Origin of the sequence: Actinoallomurus iriomotensis (assembly GCF_030269445.1) — a bacterium.
Classification (GTDB): Bacteria; Actinomycetota; Actinomycetes; order Streptosporangiales; family Streptosporangiaceae; genus Actinoallomurus; species Actinoallomurus iriomotensis.
Genome location: NZ_BSTJ01000015.1, coordinates 250,178 through 265,673 on the forward strand (window position 1 = coordinate 250,178; position 15,496 = coordinate 265,673).

15 protein-coding genes are annotated in these 15,496 nt (G+C 72.7%); 6 read left to right on the forward strand and 9 right to left on the reverse strand.

Translation table 11 applies throughout. The features are described 5' to 3' along the window. Window positions 1–146: 146 nt before the first annotated feature. The 7 genes from QSK37_RS44695 to QSK37_RS44725 all read right to left on the reverse strand — a co-directional run bounded on the left by QSK37_RS44695 (window position 147) and on the right by QSK37_RS44725 (window position 7,880). Window positions 147–1,019 (reverse strand): NAD(P)-dependent oxidoreductase, encoded by an 873-nt coding sequence (locus QSK37_RS44695; RefSeq protein WP_285634060.1) that lies wholly within the window; start codon window positions 1,017–1,019, stop codon window positions 147–149. After that, on the reverse strand, window positions 1,016–1,804 hold the full coding sequence (locus QSK37_RS44700; protein ID WP_285634116.1) for a hydroxypyruvate isomerase family protein: 789 nt from the start codon (window positions 1,802–1,804) through the stop codon (window positions 1,016–1,018). The genes QSK37_RS44695 and QSK37_RS44700 overlap by 4 nt, the downstream gene beginning before the upstream one ends. A gap of 77 nt (window positions 1,805–1,881) precedes the next feature. Continuing rightward, window positions 1,882–2,682, reverse strand: a complete 801-nt coding sequence (locus tag QSK37_RS44705) for an SAM-dependent methyltransferase (RefSeq protein WP_349498045.1) — start codon at window positions 2,680–2,682, stop codon at window positions 1,882–1,884. A gap of 148 nt (window positions 2,683–2,830) precedes the next feature. Beyond that, window positions 2,831–4,324: an alpha/beta hydrolase family protein gene (locus tag QSK37_RS44710; RefSeq protein WP_285634063.1), complete on the reverse strand. Its 1,494-nt coding sequence runs from the start codon at window positions 4,322–4,324 to the stop codon at window positions 2,831–2,833. Window positions 4,325–4,436: 112 nt separating this feature from the next. Next, window positions 4,437–5,018: an ArsR/SmtB family transcription factor gene (locus QSK37_RS44715; RefSeq protein ID WP_285634066.1), complete on the reverse strand. Its 582-nt coding sequence runs from the start codon at window positions 5,016–5,018 to the stop codon at window positions 4,437–4,439. Window positions 5,019–5,116: 98 nt separating this feature from the next. Further along, a complete protein-coding gene (locus QSK37_RS44720) occupies window positions 5,117–6,193 on the reverse strand; it encodes a serine hydrolase domain-containing protein (protein WP_285634069.1) in 1,077 nt (358 codons plus the stop codon). A gap of 46 nt (window positions 6,194–6,239) precedes the next feature. Next, window positions 6,240–7,880 carry an amidohydrolase gene (locus tag QSK37_RS44725; RefSeq protein ID WP_285634071.1) on the reverse strand — a complete coding sequence of 547 codons (1,641 nt, stop codon included), beginning with the start codon at window positions 7,878–7,880 and terminating at the stop codon, window positions 6,240–6,242. A gap of 184 nt (window positions 7,881–8,064) precedes the next feature. Here QSK37_RS44725 and QSK37_RS44730 point away from each other — a divergent pair, with 184 nt between their 5' ends. Continuing rightward, window positions 8,065–9,606 (forward strand): DHA2 family efflux MFS transporter permease subunit, encoded by a 1,542-nt coding sequence (locus QSK37_RS44730; RefSeq protein ID WP_285634074.1) that lies wholly within the window; start codon window positions 8,065–8,067, stop codon window positions 9,604–9,606. Between the two features lie 282 nt (window positions 9,607–9,888). Here QSK37_RS44730 and QSK37_RS44735 read toward each other — a convergent pair whose 3' ends face one another. Then, window positions 9,889–10,308: a hypothetical protein gene (locus tag QSK37_RS44735; RefSeq protein ID WP_285634076.1), complete on the reverse strand. Its 420-nt coding sequence runs from the start codon at window positions 10,306–10,308 to the stop codon at window positions 9,889–9,891. Window positions 10,309–10,416: 108 nt separating this feature from the next. Further along, the gene (locus QSK37_RS44740; RefSeq protein WP_285634079.1) at window positions 10,417–10,581 is read right to left on the reverse strand and encodes a hypothetical protein; all 165 of its coding nucleotides are present in this window, start codon (window positions 10,579–10,581) and stop codon (window positions 10,417–10,419) included. 122 nt (window positions 10,582–10,703) lie between these two features. On the opposite strand from QSK37_RS44740, the gene QSK37_RS44745 reads away from it, so the two are divergent. From QSK37_RS44745 to QSK37_RS44765, 5 genes are read left to right on the forward strand one after another with little or no spacing between them, the layout of a single operon-like run. After that, a complete protein-coding gene (locus tag QSK37_RS44745; RefSeq protein ID WP_285634082.1) occupies window positions 10,704–11,831 on the forward strand; it encodes an NAD(P)/FAD-dependent oxidoreductase in 1,128 nt (375 codons plus the stop codon). Next, complete coding sequence (locus QSK37_RS44750) at window positions 11,831–12,106, forward strand: (2Fe-2S)-binding protein (protein WP_285634085.1); 276 nt, start codon at window positions 11,831–11,833, stop codon at window positions 12,104–12,106. Before QSK37_RS44745 ends, QSK37_RS44750 begins: the two co-directional genes overlap by 1 nt. Beyond that, window positions 12,103–13,446 carry an FAD-dependent oxidoreductase gene (locus QSK37_RS44755; protein ID WP_285634087.1) on the forward strand — a complete coding sequence of 448 codons (1,344 nt, stop codon included), beginning with the start codon at window positions 12,103–12,105 and terminating at the stop codon, window positions 13,444–13,446. Before QSK37_RS44750 ends, QSK37_RS44755 begins: the two co-directional genes overlap by 4 nt. Beyond that, window positions 13,443–14,375, forward strand: coding sequence for a dihydrodipicolinate synthase family protein (locus tag QSK37_RS44760; RefSeq protein WP_285634090.1), 933 nt, complete (start codon window positions 13,443–13,445; stop codon window positions 14,373–14,375). Before QSK37_RS44755 ends, QSK37_RS44760 begins: the two co-directional genes overlap by 4 nt. Then, window positions 14,372–15,373 carry a proline racemase family protein gene (locus QSK37_RS44765; RefSeq protein ID WP_285634093.1) on the forward strand — a complete coding sequence of 334 codons (1,002 nt, stop codon included), beginning with the start codon at window positions 14,372–14,374 and terminating at the stop codon, window positions 15,371–15,373. Before QSK37_RS44760 ends, QSK37_RS44765 begins: the two co-directional genes overlap by 4 nt. The last annotated feature ends 123 nt before the right edge of the window (window positions 15,374–15,496 follow it).

The window sequence follows — 15,496 nt, forward strand, 5'->3', positions numbered from 1 at the left end:
AAATGGTGAGGGCCGCGTGTTTGGACCCTTCGCCCGCGACAAGCGGCGGGCGGCTCTCTCCACCATCCACCCGGCGACCGTCCGCAGTCAACCGCCCCGCCAAGCCGTGCACGGGCACGCCGCATCCCGTACGACCGGGCGGCGGCTCAGGCGTCCCGGCCGGACAACCGGCTGACCAGCGCGTACAGCGCGGAGTGGTCCAGGCCGCCGTCGCCCTGGGCCTTGAGCGCGGCGAGGAGCTGGGCGACCGCCGCACCCAGCGGAATGACGACGCCCGCCTCCCGCGCGGCGCCGGTGACGATGCCCATGTCCTTGTCGTGCAGCTCGACGCGGAACCCCGGTTCGAAGTCGCGGGCGACCATCGAGGAGCCCTTGCGTTCGAGTACGACGCTGCCCGCCATGCCGGCGCGGAGCACCTGGAGGGCGGCGTTCGTGTCGACGCCGTGGGCCTCGAGGAACACGATCGCCTCGGCGAGCAGCTGGAGGTTGCCGGCGACGATGAGCTGGTTGGCCGCCTTGACGGTCTGGCCGGCGCCGGACGGTCCGACGTGCACCATGGTGGCGCCGACCACCTCGAAGACCGGAACGGCGTCCGCGAAGTCGCGGTCCGCCCCGCCGACCGCGATCGACAGCTTGCCGTCGATCGCGCCCTGCTCGCCGCCGGACACGGGGGCGTCCAGGACGCGGAACCCGCGCTCGGCCCCTTCGGCCGCCAGCTCGGCCGCGACGTCGGGCCGGATCGTGGAGAAGTCGATGACGAGCGTGCCGGGCCGCGCGTGTGCGAAGACCTCCGTGAGCACCGCGCGTACGTCCGGTGAGTCGGGCAGCATCGTGGCGACGACGTCGGCGTCGCGTACCGCCTCGGCGACGCCGTCCGCGCCGCGGCCGCCGCGCTCGACGAGGCGCTCGATCTTGGCCGGAGTGCGGTTGTACCCGATGACCTCGAAGCCGGCCGCCACCAGGTTGGCGGCCATCGGGCCGCCCATGATGCCCAGTCCGATGAACCCGACGGTCGTCATCGTTGCCCCTCCAGATCGCCCCGGCGCAGCCAGGCCAGGCTCTCCTCGGTCGTGGTGGACGGCCGGTACTCCAGCGAAACCCAGCCGTCGTAGCCATGGTGCCGCAGCGAGGCGAGGTGACCGGCGAGGTCGAGGTCGCCGGTGCCGGGCTCACCCCGGCCCGGCGCGTCCGCGATCTGGACGTGACGGATCGCGCCGGCGTGCCGGGCGATGGCGGCGCCGACGTCGTCGCCGTTGACCGCCAGGTGGTAGAGGTCGCAGAGGAACCCGACGTTGTCCGCTCCGGCCGCGGCGTTCGCCGCGTCGACGACCGCGACGGCCTGGCCGGCGGTGCGCAGCGGGTACGGCTTGGGCCCGCTCACCGCCTCGATCAGCACGACGGCGCCGATCCGGCCGGCCGCCTCGGCGGCCAGGGCGAGGCTCGCCATGGCCGTCTCGTGCTGGAGCCCGGACTCCACGTCCTCGACCCGGTTGCCGTACAGGGCGTTGAACACGCGGACGCCGAGGCGTTCGCCGATGCCGACGGCGACCTCGACGTTGTCGCGGAACTCCCCGGCCCGCCGCGGGATGGACAGCACGCCGCAGTCGGGTCCGGCCAGGTCGCCACCGAAGAAGTTCAGCCCGACGAGCCGTACGCCCGCGTCCTGGATCGCGGACACGAAGGCGTCGACCTGGGCGTCGCCCGGCACCGGGGAGGCGAACGGCCACCAGAACTCGACCGCCTCGAACCCGGCCTTCCGCGCCGCGGCGGGGCGGTCGAGCAGCGGCAGCTCGGTGAACAGCATCGAGCAGTTGGCGAGGTAACGCGTCACGATGGCCTCACGATGACGACTGCCGCATGAGGGGCGCCCTCTCTTTCCGGTCAGGGTTTGCGGGCGACGCCGGCGAGGAGCCATCCGGTCGAGTCGCGCAGCGGACGGTCGGGGCGCCATTGAGGCGGCGGGACCAGGCCCGGCTCCACCAGGACGAGGTCGCCGAACAGCGCCTCGATCTCCGCGCGGCTGCGTTGGGCCATCGTCACGTTGAGGGAGGCGGCGAACTCGGCCGTCACCGCCCGGTCCTCGGGCGGGATGCCCTCGGGGTGATAGTGGGTGAGCACGACGTGGCTGCCCGGGGCCGCGCCGGAGACGAACTCCTTCACCAGCCCCGCCGGGTCGTCCTCGTCCTCGAAGTAGTGCAGCACCGCGGTCAGCACGATCCCCACCGGCCGGCGGAAGTCGATCAGCTTGCCCACCTCGGGGCTGGAGAGGATGTCGCCCGGCCGGCGGATGTCGGCGAGCAGCGCGGTCGCCACGCTGGAGCTGGACAGCAGCGCCTGGAAGTGGTTGACGACCATCGGCTCGTTGTCGACATAGACGACCGTGGCGGACGGCTCCGCGGCGGCCGCGAGGTCGTGGACGTTGCCGCGTCCAGGCATGCCGCAGCCGAGGTCGAGGAACTGCCGGACGCCGACGGACAGCAGGTGGCGTACGGCCCGCCGCATGAACTGGCGGTTCTCCCGGACCCCGGCCAGCGCCGAGGGCAGGGCGGCCCCGATCTGCTCCGCGGCGTCCCGGTCCGCCCGGTAGTTGTCCTTGCCGCCCATCGCATAGTCGTACATCCGAGCCTCATTGGGCACGGCGGGATTGAAGCGCTTCGGCGGGCGGTCGTGGGAAATGCCGATACCTCACCTTCCGGACGTACACCGAAGGTTAGCGAAAAACTTAAATGGCGGGTTAATGCTATGCAGCTCGTCCTGCACCCGGCGACGTTCGGCCGGCTCATGGACCGGCTGGCGCGGCGCGGCCATGGGACAGCGGCGCGACCGTTCCTCACCAGGCGAGGAGCCCCCAGTAGGCCGCCCACGGGACGAAGATCGCTCCTGCGGCCACCAGCGCGGCGACGCGGACGCGACCACCTGTCACAGGCGTACGCCGGTTCCGCCAGGCGGAGATCGCGGTGACGACCGTGGCGACGGCGACGATGACGGCGAGGAGCTGGAGGATCAGCCACGGGAGCGGGCGACCGGCAAGGACCGGGCCGATGAGCTGTCCGCTCGTCGCGAAGACCGAGAGCGCGAACAGCAGCGTTCCGACGACGGCCATCAGGCCCGCCGCCGCCAGCAGGCGGGCCGGACGGCGGGCCGCGGCCGCCGCCGAGCGCCCGGTGATCCGGCCCACGATCCCGGTGACCGGGTATCCGACGAACACCAGCAGGAAGAACGCGATCACGGCCCACTGAAGGCCGTTGGCCTCGTACCAGACACCGTTCGACGGGGCACGGCTGGTGAGCGCCTGCCGTGGAGGCGCGGCGGCGCTGGACAGGGGCGGACGGCCGTCGGCGACCTGGTGGATCCACGCCGTCATCGTGGCCGCGTAGCCGGGGGCGAGGGCGCCCAGTGGGTGGCCGCCCAACAGCGGGCCGCCGAGATTCTCGAACCCGTCGGTCGTACGGTGACCGTTGTGGCCCGCGCCGGCGACGAACCGGATGGTCACGTGATCGTTACCAGCGCGAGCGAGGACGCGTTCGAAGATCTGCGCGCTCTCTCGCGGCGGCACCTGGGTGTCGTGCTCGCCCCACAGCGCGAGCACCGGCTGCCGAAAGCGTGCGAGCAAGGGCACCGGGTCGTACCCGGCCGCGGGGAACAGGCCCGCCCCATCGACGAGGTGCGCCGCCGGGCCGGCGATCGTGTCGAGCAGGGATCCGGAGACATGGTCGTGGCGCAGATGGACGGCGAGATCCCAGGTCTGCGTGCGCAGCGGCGTGTAGGCGGGGCCCCCGATCGTGATCAGGAACGCGATGTCCGAGGACCGCGACGCGGCCAATGGGGCGACCCAGCCGCCCTCGCTGAAACCCCACAGGCCGACCGTCGCCGGATCGACGCCGGGACTGGCCTGGAGGGTCCGTACGCCGGCGAGCGCGTCGGCGGCCAGGAGGGAGAAGTCGCGGTGCATCTTGGAATAGCCGATGGTCCGCTTGTCGTACACGAGCGCGGCGATCCCGGCGCGGGCGAACGCCTCGGCCTCCTGCGCGTACTCCTGCCTCGGCCCGGGGCCGGATCCGCCCACCAGGACGACGCCCGGAACGCGGCCCGTACTCCTGATCGGCGCGACGACCGTCCCGTGCAGGACCAGGCCGTCGCCGCCGCGGAAGGAGACATCGGTGCGGGTCAGGCCGTCGCCGGCGGAACGCGGTGCCGCGGCGTCGTACGAGGCGGGGGCCGCCATCGCCGGCGTCGACATGAGCGCGAAGAGCGGCGACGCCAGCAGCCCGATCGCCCACCCGGCCGCACGCCGGGATCCGCGGGATTTGAACGAGAGCAGCACGACGTGCTCTCCTTTCTCTGGGATTCGTGTACGCGAAGACACGCCCGCCGAGGGCGTGGTGATACGGGTTCCGCTCACCGGGTCGCCGAGCGTGCAGGCTCGGCGACCCGGGTCATTCCGCGGGTTCGGCGGCGGCCGCCTCGGGGACGCCGAGCAGCCGGACGTGTACCGGGCGTGCGCCGGGAGGCATCTCCTCCGTCGATCGGGAGAAGCGGTAGATCATCGCGATGTACTCCTCGAAGAACTCCTTCGCCTCGTCGAGGGTGAGACGAAGGGTGGCGCGGGAGAACAAGAACGCATCCGCCCACTCGCCCAGCGCCTCGGGGTCGGCGGCGAAGCGGGAGACCAGCTCGACGACTTCGGCGACGTTGTGTCGCATCATCTCCGAGAGCGCCTCACGCACCTCCGGTGTCTGACGGCTGTACGGCGGGAACCGGCGATCAGCGGGCACGGCGCGCCACCAGCGTTGCCGTCCCTTGGACAGCTCCGGCACCTCTTCGATGAAGCCGTGCTTGGCGAGCTGCCTGAGGTGGTAGCTGGTCGCTCCGGTGCTCTCGCCGAGCGCCCGGGCGAGGGTCGCGGAGTTCACCGGCCCATCACGCAGGCACTCCTCGATCCTGCGCCGGAGTGGATGCGCGAGCAGCCGGATCGCCGCGGCGTCGGTGATCTGCTGAGCCGGAGGACGATCTGCCACCCGTTGATCATAAGCACTCGCAAAGAGCTTTTGCAAAGACTCTTTGCATGGGGCGGCGTCCGGCGCACCGGCCGGCTCAGCGGCCCGGTGCCGTACGGTCAGGTCTCGGCGAGTCCGGCGTACGCGGCGAGGACGAGACCGGCGCCGCGGGCGTCGCCGGTGAGGCCGCCGGCCATGCGGTTCATGACGTACGACACGGTCATCCCGGCGTCCAGGTCCGCGACGACGACCGAGCCGCCCCAGCCGCCCCACGCCACGGTGCGGGGGTTCGGCAGCGGCAGGCCGCGGGAGGGCAGGCCGTACCCGAGGCCGAACCGCACCCACGTGCCGAGCACGCGGTCGACACCGTCGGACTGCTGTTCGAAGACGCGTTCGCAGCCCGCGGCCGACAGGAGCGAGCCGCCCCCGGTGGCCATGACCGACTGGATCCGGGCCACCGACCGGGCGTTGCCGTGGCCCCCGGCGGCGGGGATCTCGGCGCGGCGCCACTCCGTGGTCCAGCTCACCTCGGCCATGTGCCGCGGCGGGGCCGGTGGAGGGGCGTCTTCGGGCGGGATGACGTGGGCCACCCGGTGGTCGTGCTCGGTGGGCAGGCCGATGTGGAAGTCGGCGCCGAGCGGGCCGGCGACCTCCTCGAGGAAGAACGTGCCGAGCGTCCGGCCGGTGATCCGGCGCACCACCTCGCCGACGAGGTAGCCCTGCGTCAGCGCGTGGTAGCCGGACTCGGTGCCCGGCTCCCACTCCGGCTCCTGGGCGGCCAGCAGCGACGTCGCCTTCTCCCAGTCGTACAGGTCGGCGCCGTTGAACCGGCCGGTCCACTTCGGCAGGCCGGCGGTGTGGCCCATGAGGTGCCGGACCTCCACGCGTTCCTTGCCCGCCGCGGCGAACTCCGGCCAGTACCGCGCGACCGGCGCGTGGAAGTCCAGCTCACCGCGGTCGGCCAGTATCAGTGCGCACAGCGCGGTCATCGTCTTGGTGATGGACCAGACATTCGTGATGGTGTCGCGCCGCCACGGACCGTCGTGGGTCTGCCCGCCCCACAGGTCGACGACCGGCTCGTCACCGAGGTACACGGCGACCGACGCGCCCACGTCGGCGCCGCCGGCCAGGTTCGCGGTCAGCGCCTCGCGCACCGCGGCGAAACGCTCGTCACAGAATCCCTCGACGTCTGCCACACCCAGGACTCTAGGACGAGACGCCCGCCGGCACACGGGGCCCGCGTCACGCGTCGTCGGCGGCGTACACGCGTTCGCCGCCGACGTACGTCCGCAGCACCCGGGTCGCGGCGATCTCCTCCGGCGGCCCGGCGAACGGATCGCGGTCGAGGACGACCAGGTCGGCCAGCATCCCCGGCGCGATGGTGCCCGTGTCGTCGAGATGGTTCGCGTACGCGCCGCCCGCGGTGTACGCCGCCAGCGCCGTGCCGAGGTCGAGCCGCTGGCCGGGCAGGAACGACGGCGCGGTGGCGCCCGGAAGCCGCCGGTTCACCGCGACGTGCATGCCCTGGATCGGGTCGGGACTGCTGACGGGCCAGTCGCTGCCCGCCACGAGAGTGGCCCCGGCCCGCAGCAGGTCGCCGAACGGGTACTGCCAGGCGGCGCGCTCGGCGCCCAGGAAGGGAATGGTCAGCTCGTCCATCTGCGGTTCGTGCACCGCCCACAGCGGCTGCAGGTTCGCGGCGGCGCCGAGCGCGCGGAACCGCGGCACGTCGTCGGGGTGCACGACCTGCAGATGGGCCAGGTGCGGTCGGGTGTCGGTCCAGCCGTTGGCCCGCCGCGCCGCCTCGACCGCGTCCAGCGCCTCGCGTACGGCACGGTCGCCGAGCGCGTGGAAGTGGACCTGGAAGCCGGCGGCGTCCAGCGCGGTGACGTACGCGCGCAGCGCCTCCGGGTCGACGAAGGAGATGCCCGCGTTGTCCGACGCGTGGCCGCACGCGGTGAGGTAGGGGCCGAGCATCGCGGCCGTGTGGTTCTCCGCGATGCCGTCCTGCATGATCTTCACGCTCGTGGCGCGCAGGCGGCCGCCGGTCAGCCGCTCGCGGCGCTCGACCAGCTCGGAGATCTGCTCGGCGCCACGGGCACGGTCCCACCACAGCGCGCCCACGACGCGGGCGGTCAGGCTGCCGTCGCGCACGGCCGCGAGGTACGCGGGCGCCCCGTCGGCGGTCACCGGGTTCGCTCCGACGATCGCGTCCTGCCAGGCGGTGATCCCGTACGAGTGGAGCAGCGCCTGCGCCCGGAGCAGCGCCTCCAGCTCCTCCTCGGCCGTCGGAGCGGGCACGAGGTCGCCGACCAGGCGCATCGCGCCCTCCTGGAGCATCCCAGAGGGGCCGCCGCCGGCCTCGCGCTCGATGCGCCCGTCCACCGGATCGGGGGTGGCGGCGGTGATCCCCGCCAGCTCCAGGGCGCGGGTGTTGACCCAGGCTCCGTGGTGGTCGCGGTTGGCGAGGTGAACGGGCCGGTCGGGGACCAGCGCGTCGAGTTCCGTACGGGTCGGCGTGCCGCCGGGAAAGGTCTCCAGCGACCATCCGCCGCCGGTGATCCACGGCAGGTCCGGGTGCGCGTCGGCGTACGCGCGGATCCGCCGCCGGTACTCCTCCAGCGTCACCGCGCCGCTGAGGTCGCACCGGCCCAGTTCGAGGCCGCCGCCGACGGGATGCACGTGCGCGTCCTGGAAGCCCGGCACGAGCAGCCGCCCGGCCAGGTCGACCACCTCGGTATCCGGCCCGACCAGGTCGCGCACCTCGTCGTGGCCGACCGCGACGATCCGCTCGCCGCGTACGGCGACGGCCGTGGCGCGGGTGCGGGCGGCGTCGACGGTGTGCACCGGACCCCCGGCGAAGACGACATCGGCGGCTTTCATCGGCGTGCTCCTCACTGCCCGCGAGCGATGGTGTGCGGGGCGTCGCGCGGGGCGCTCCCTAGGAGAGGGGTCCTGACCAGCGCGGCTAATTCGTTTGCCAAAATGTCAGTGCTCCCCGCCATCATGTTGCCGCACCATCTTGAAGACAGCGGTCCCCCCGCGCATTGACGATTGGAATCCTTCATTGAGCACCCTTTCCTCACCTGAGGTCACCAACGACCCACCTGAGGCGTCCGGCTCGTCGGGGAAGCTCGACCGGGGCGTGCTCGCCGTCGCCACGGTCGTCGTGCTCGGCGCGGTCATGTCGATCCTCGACGTCACCGTCGTCAACGTCGCGATCAAGGATCTGGCCGGCGAGTTCAAATCTCCGCTGTCCACGATCCAGTGGGTGGCCACCGGTTACACGCTGGCGCTCGCCACGGTGATCCCGCTCACGGGATGGGCGTCCGCCCGGTTCGGCACCAAACGCCTCTACATGATCTCGATTGCGCTCTTCGTGATGGGATCGGCGCTGGCCGGCATGGCCTGGTCGGCCGAGTCTTTGATCGCCTTCCGGGTGTTGCAGGGTCTGGGCGGCGGCATGATCATGCCGGCCGGTATGACGATCCTCACACAGGCCGCCGGCCCGAAACGCGTGGGTCAGGTCATGAGCATCGTCGGCGTCCCGATGCTGCTCGGCCCGATCTGCGGTCCCATCCTGGGCGGCTACCTGGTCGACGACGTGTCCTGGCGCTGGATCTTCTTCATCAACCTGCCGATCGGCGTCGTCGCGCTGTTCCTGGCCGCCCGCATCCTCAAGCGCGACACGCCGCGTCCGGGTGAGCGCCTCGACGTGCTCGGCGTCGTGCTGCTGTCACCGGGCCTGGCCTCGCTCATCTACGGCCTGGCCAAGGGCGCGCAGAAGGGCGACTTCAGCTCGGCCGAGGTCCTCATCACCACGATCGCGGGCGCGGTGCTGGTGGTCCTGTTCGCGGTCCGCGCGCTCACGGCGAGCAACCCGCTGATCGACCTGCGCCTGCTCAAGCGGCGTTCGGTCGCCGCGGCGTCCGGCACGATGGTGCTGTTCATGTGCGCGTTCATGGGCGCGATGCTGCTGCTGCCGCTCTACTACCAGGTCGTACGGCAGGAGAGCGCGCTGTCCGCGGGCCTGCTGCTCGCCCCGCAGGGCATCGGCGCGATGGTGACGATGCCGATCGGCGGCAAGCTCACCGACCGCATGGGCCCGGGCCGCGTCGTGCTGATCGGCCTGGTCGTGGTGGTGGCGTCGGTCGCGGGCTTCACGAGCCTGCTGCACGCCGACACGTCGTACTGGGCGCTGGGCTCGGTGCTGTTCGTGATGGGTCTGGGCATGGGCCTGACGATGATGCCCACCATGGCCGCCGCGATCCAGACCCTGGTCCACGACGAGGTGCCGCGCGCCAGCACGATGCTGAACATCATCCAGCAGGTGTCGGCCTCCATCGGCACCGCCCTGATGTCGGTCCTGCTGGCCAACAACCTGTCCGACAAGCTCGGCGGCGGTTCGTCGGGCGGCGGCCTGTCCGCCACCCAGAACATCCCGCCGGCGCTCATGCAGAAGATCGCCGGCCCGATGGCGGAGGCGTTCCAGAACACCTACTGGTGGTCGGTCGGCCTGCTGGCCCTGGCCTTCCTGCCGGCGTTGCTCCTGCCCCGCCACCGCCCGGACGCGAGCTCCGACGGTCCGGCCGCGGTCCCGATGCACTGACGGTCCGCACCGGCGGGTTCCCCTGCCCACGTTCGACGGCCCGGCCGAGATCCTTCGGCCGGGCCGTTGCCGTCCGTGCCGAGATCCTCTTGATCCATGTGGCGCCGGTGGACTGTCGGCAAGCACGGCTGGTACCGGACTCGCGAGAGACGGCGTCCATCGAATGGGGCGACGTTCGGTCGGCGCGGACAGCCACGGCCACAGGGATGCCACCGCGTGAACCTCGCGCGGGTCCCGACCGAGACGCGGCTGGGCCGCGGCGTGAGCGGCGGGGTTGGACCGTCACTTTCGGCGGCGCTTATTGTCGTCATGAAATTTGGCAAGGGCGCCCGCGAGCCAGTCGTCAAAGGCGACGTCCATGTCGACCGGCGGCTGCTCAGGTTCGGATGGCGCTAAGAGATCTGTGACGATCACTGGCTGGTCCGCGCTCCACTGGAGTCGCATTTCAGGCATCTTCCTGAGTCCGAGAACGGCGCTCAGGTTGAAACCCCATGTGGCGGCGTCCCGCATGAGGCGCTCGATCCGTTCACGGCGTGCGTGTTCGCTTTCCGTACCGTCCTGGGGAAGCGGGCTGGCGGCTGCCTTCACGGCCTCCTGTACGTCACTGGCGGCCTCCACGAGGCCCGTCAGCTCCGCTTCTTTCTCTCCCCACCGCAGCTTGTGCACCCGGCCGAGAAGCTGTGTCAGCGGGCGGCGGAACACCAGGCCGAGCGCAAGCGCAACGGTCGCCGCGCAGCACCTCCACCTCCGTGCCGCGCACCACGGTCGGGCCACCGCCGCGCGACGGGTCGGGCACGGGCACCGGCTCGGTCATCGGTCGCCCGCGTCGGCCTCCGGTTGCGAGAGCTCGGACAGCGACAGGTCGGCCTCCGGTTGCGAGAGCTCGGACAGCGACAGGTCGGCCTCCGGTTGCGAGAGCTCGGACAGCGACAGGTTCCGCGCCGTACGGGCCCGGCGCAGGTTCGCGACGGGCACGTGGCGTCCGGCCCGCCGGTACTCCCTCTCGTTCGATCGGCCGCACGACAGCGCCGCCGGAGCGCGTTGACTCGCCGCGATAGCCGTCTTACGTTCGGTTCATCGAACGGATCAAGGCGATCGTGATCGGCGCGGGGATCATCGGCACCGCGTGCGCCCGTGAGCTCGCTCTCGCCGGTGTCCGCGTGACCCTCGTCGACCGTGCCGGCGCGGCCGGGGCGACCACCGCGCACGGCGAGGGCAACGTCCTCGTCTCCGACAAGGGGCCCGGCCCCGAACTCCGGCTGGCTCAGTTCTCCCGGCGGCTGTGGCCCGAGGTGGCCGGTGACGGCACGGAGTGGCAGGCCAAGGGCGGCATCGTCGTGGCCACCACCGGGGAGGGCGCCCGCGAGCTCACCGCGTTCGCCGCCGCCCAGCGGGCCGCCGGGGTACGCGCCGAGCCGCTCGACCCGGCCGGGCTCGCGAGCGCCGAGCCGTACCTCACCCGCGACGTCACCGCGGCCGTGCACTATCCGGACGACGCCCAGGTCCAGCCCGCCGGCGCCGCCCAGGCCCTGCTCGACGCCGCCTTAGGCGAGGGCGCCACGCTGCTGCCCGGCTGCGAGGTCCTCGGCGCGGAGGTTTCCGGCGGACGCCTCAGAGCGGTCCGCACCACGGGCGGCACGTTGACGGCGGACCTGTTCGTCGACGCCGCGGGCCCGTGGGCGGGCGCGCTGAGCCGCAGCCTCGGCGCGCCGATCGACGTACGGCCCCGGCGCGGCGAGATCCTGGTCACGACACCGCTGCCACCGACCGTCTTCCACAAGGTGTACGACGCCGACTACGTGGGTGCGGTGGGCGGCGACGCGGCCGAACTCCAGGCCTCGGCCGTGGTCGAGTCCACGCCCGCCGGAACCGTCCTGCTCGGCTCCTCACGCCGCGCCGCGGGTTTCGACGAACGGCTCCAGCCGGAGATCCTCTCGGTGATCGCGGAGCGGGCCCTGCGGCTGTTCCCGTGCCTGTCCGGGGTGCCCGTGATGCGGGCGTACGGCGGCTTCCGCCCGTACGTGGCGGACCATCTGCCGATCATCGGCCCCGACCCTCGCCTCGACGGCCTGTGGCACGCGACGGGCCACGAGGGCGCGGGCATCGGCCTGGCCCCGGGCACCGCGCGCCTCCTCACCGACCTGATCACCGGACGAACACCGGAGGTCGACGCCGCGCCGTTCCGCGTTGACCGGCCCGCCGTCCTGCGCCGGGGAGCCGCGTGATGCCCCACAAGCCGCCCGGCGTGAGAATCACCGTCGACGGCACCCCCGTGACCGGCCGGCCCGGACAGACGATCGCCGCGATCCTCATCGCCGCAGGCCGCCACTCGTGGCGACGCGGACCGTCCGGTTCCCCACGTGGGGTGTTCTGCGGTATCGGCGTCTGCTTCGACTGCCTGGTGACCGTGAACGGCACCCGAGACGTACGCGCCTGCCTCCGCAGGGCGGACGACGGCGACGCGATCACCACCCAGCCCCGCACGAAGGGGACGCCGTGACGCGTCACGTCGTCGTCATCGGTGCCGGACCGGCCGGGCTCGGCGCCGCGACCGCCGCCGTACGCGCCGGGGCACGGGTGACGCTGCTGGACTCCGCCGATCAGGCAGGTGGGCAGTACCACCGGATGCCGCCCGACGCGTACGAGGCGAGGCGTCCCTTTCGAATCTGTGAGAGTGAACGCTGCGACTGGTGGCCCGGGGCCGCGGTGTGGGCGCTCGAGCGACGCGACTCCGGCCCACCACGCGTGCACGTCGTGCGTGGGCCGGACGCGGACGGTGACGGGCGCCGCCGGTGCGTTCTCCGGGCCGACGCGCTGGTTCTCGCCCCGGGGGCGCACGATCGGGTGCTGCCCTTTCCCGGGTGGGAGCTGCCCGGCGTCGTGACCGCCGGCGCCGCCCAGGTCCTCGCCAAGGGCGAGCGTGTCGCGGTGGGCGGGCGTGTACTGGTCGCCGGTACCGGTCCGTTCCTGCTGCCGGTGGCCGCGTCGCTGCTGGACGTGGGCGCGCACGTCCTCGGGGTGCTGGAGGCGGGTACCGCCGGCGCGCTCCTGCGTGGCTGGACCCGCCGGCCGTGGGAGCTCACCGGGCAGGCGGGCAAGGGCGCGGAGCTCGCCGCGTACGCCGCGCGGCTCGCCCGTGGCCGCGTCCCGTACCGGACCGGCCGGGGGGTGGTCGAGGCGCGCGGCGACGGCCGCGTCGAGGAGGTGGTCACCGCGCGGCTCCGCGGCGACTGGTCGGTGGTGCCCGGCAGCGAGCAGGTCCTGACCGTGGACGCGCTCTGCGTCACCCACGGGTTCACCCCGCGGCTCGAGTTGCCCGTCGCTGCGGGCTGCGCGCTCCTCGACGGCTTCGTCGCGGTGGATGAGGACCAGGCGACGAGCGTTCCCGGCGTGTACGCGGCGGGTGAGGTCACCGGGATCGCCGGTGCGCCGGCCGCGCGGGCCGAGGGCGTGGTGGCCGGCTGGACGGCGGGCGGCGGCACGCCCGGACGGCTTGGCGCCACGAGGCGGCGGCGCGACGAGGGGCGCGCCTTCGCGTCACGGCTGGCCGCCGCCCACCCCATCGGCCGCCGCTGGGCCGGCTGGCTGCGCCCGGACACGATCGTCTGCCGCTGCGAGGAGACCGACTACGGCACCCTCCGCGACGCCGCCGCGTCGCGGCTGGACGCCCGTGCCGTACGGCTCGGCACCCGCGCCGGGCTCGGCCCCTGCCAGGCGCGGATCTGCGGCCCCACGCTCGCCGAACTGCTGGACACGAACCCGCACCACCGGCCGATCGCCTGGCCCATCCGGCTCGGCGAACTCGCGAACCCGCCCGCAGAACCGAAGGAGGGCACTTGAACAAGCAGGTCAAAGGGCTCGGTGGCGTCATCGTGGCGACCGCGCTCCCGTACCGTGAGGACGCCTCCGCGCCCGCCGGGCTCGCGGTGGACTACGACCGGTACACCGAGCACTGCCGCTGGGTGGTCGACGGCGGCTGCCGGGGCGTCGGCCCGAACGGCTCGCTCGGCGAGTACTCCTCCCTCACCGACGAGGAGCGCCGCCGGGTCGCGCGTACGGCGATCGAGGCGGTCGGTGACCGGGCCGTCGTCGTGGTCGGCGTGCACGCACCCGGCTCGCACCTGGCCCGGCACTGGGCGGAGCTGGCGGCCGAGGACGGCGCGGACGGGCTGCTGTGCCTGCCTCCGACGATGTACCGGGCGAGCCGCGCCGACGTCATCGCGCACTTCGAGGCGGTGGCCTCGGTCGGCCTGCCGGTCATGGTCTACAACAACCCGATCGACACGAAGGTGGACCTGACGCCCGACCTGCTGGCCGAGATCGCGCAGATCGAGAACATCGTCGCGGTCAAGGAGTTCTCCGGCGACGTACGGCGGGTCCTGGAGATCCAGGAGAAGGCGCCGGGCCTGGAGGTCGTCGCGGGCGCGGACGACGTGACGCTGGAGGCGCTGCTGATGGGCGCGACCGGCTGGTTCGCCGGTTTCCCGAACGTCTTTCCCGCCGAGTCGGCGCTGCTGTACGAGCTGGGCGTCGCGGGCCGGCTGGAGGAGGCGCGGGACCTGTACGAACCGCTGGTGGCGGCGTTCCGCTGGGACTCCCGTACGGAGTTCGTGCAGGCCATCAAGCTGGGCATGGACAAGGTGGGGCGGTACGGCGGTCCCTGCCGCCCGCCGCGCGGGCCGCTGACCGGCGAGCAGCGCGCCCAGGTCAAGGCGGACATGGACCGCGCGATCGCCGCCCTCGCGAGGAAGCGGAGGAGAGCCCGGTGAGATCGATCCGTACGATCAGCGCGGTCGACTCGCACACCGAGGGCATGCCGACGCGGGTCGTCACCGGCGGGGTGGCGCCGATTCCGGGCGCGACGGCGGCCGAGCGCCGGCGGTACGCCGTGGAGCACCTGGACGACCTGCGCCGCTTCCTGGTCGACGAGCCGCGCGGGCACGCGGCGATGAGCGGGGCGATCCTGCAGCCGCCGCTGCGCCCGGACGCCGACTGGGGTGTGGTCTACATCGAGGTCAGCGGCTTCCTGCCGATGTGCGGCCACGGCACGATCGGGGTGGCGACGGTGCTGGTGGAGACCGGGATGGTGGACGTCGCCGAACCGGAGACCGTCGTACGGCTCGACACCCCGGCGGGCCTGGTGGAGGCGCGGGTAACGGTCCGCGACGGGCACGCCGAACGCGTCACGCTGCGCAACGTCGCGTCATTCGCCCTCGGCCACGACCTGACCGTGAGCGTGCCGGGCCTGGGCGAGGTGCGGTACGACATGGCGTACGGCGGGAACTTCTACGCGATCGTCGAGCTGTCGTCGGTCGGCCTGCCCTTCGACCGCGCCCGCAAGGACGACATCCTCAAGGCGGGCCTGGCCGTCATGGCGGCGGTCGACGAGCAGCGCATGCCGCGTCACCCGGCCGACCCGCTGATCGCGGGCTGCAAGCACGTCCAGTTCCTGGCACCGGGGGCGGACGCGCGGTCGTCGCCGCACGCGATGGTCGTCCATCCGGGCTGGTTCGACCGGTCGCCGTGCGGCACGGGGACCTCGGCCCGGATGGCCCAGCTGCACGCGCGGGGCGAGCTGCCGCTGGGCGCGGAGTTCGTGAGCGAGTCGTTCATCGGCACCCGCTTCACGGGCCGGCTCGTGGACACGACGCGCGTCGGCGAAGTGCCGGCCGTGATCCCGGAGATCTCCGGCCGCGCCTGGATCACCGGCACGGCGAACTACCTGCTCGACCCGGCCGACCCCCTGCCCCACGGCTTCGTCCTCTAGTAGTGCTTTGTTAGGTGGTTAAGGCGAGGGGCTGTCGGCAGGTGGGGCAGTGGCCTGTCCAGGTGGCGAGTAGTGCCTGTAGCTCGCGGAGGACTTTGTAGAGGGTCAGGCCGCCCCGGTCGC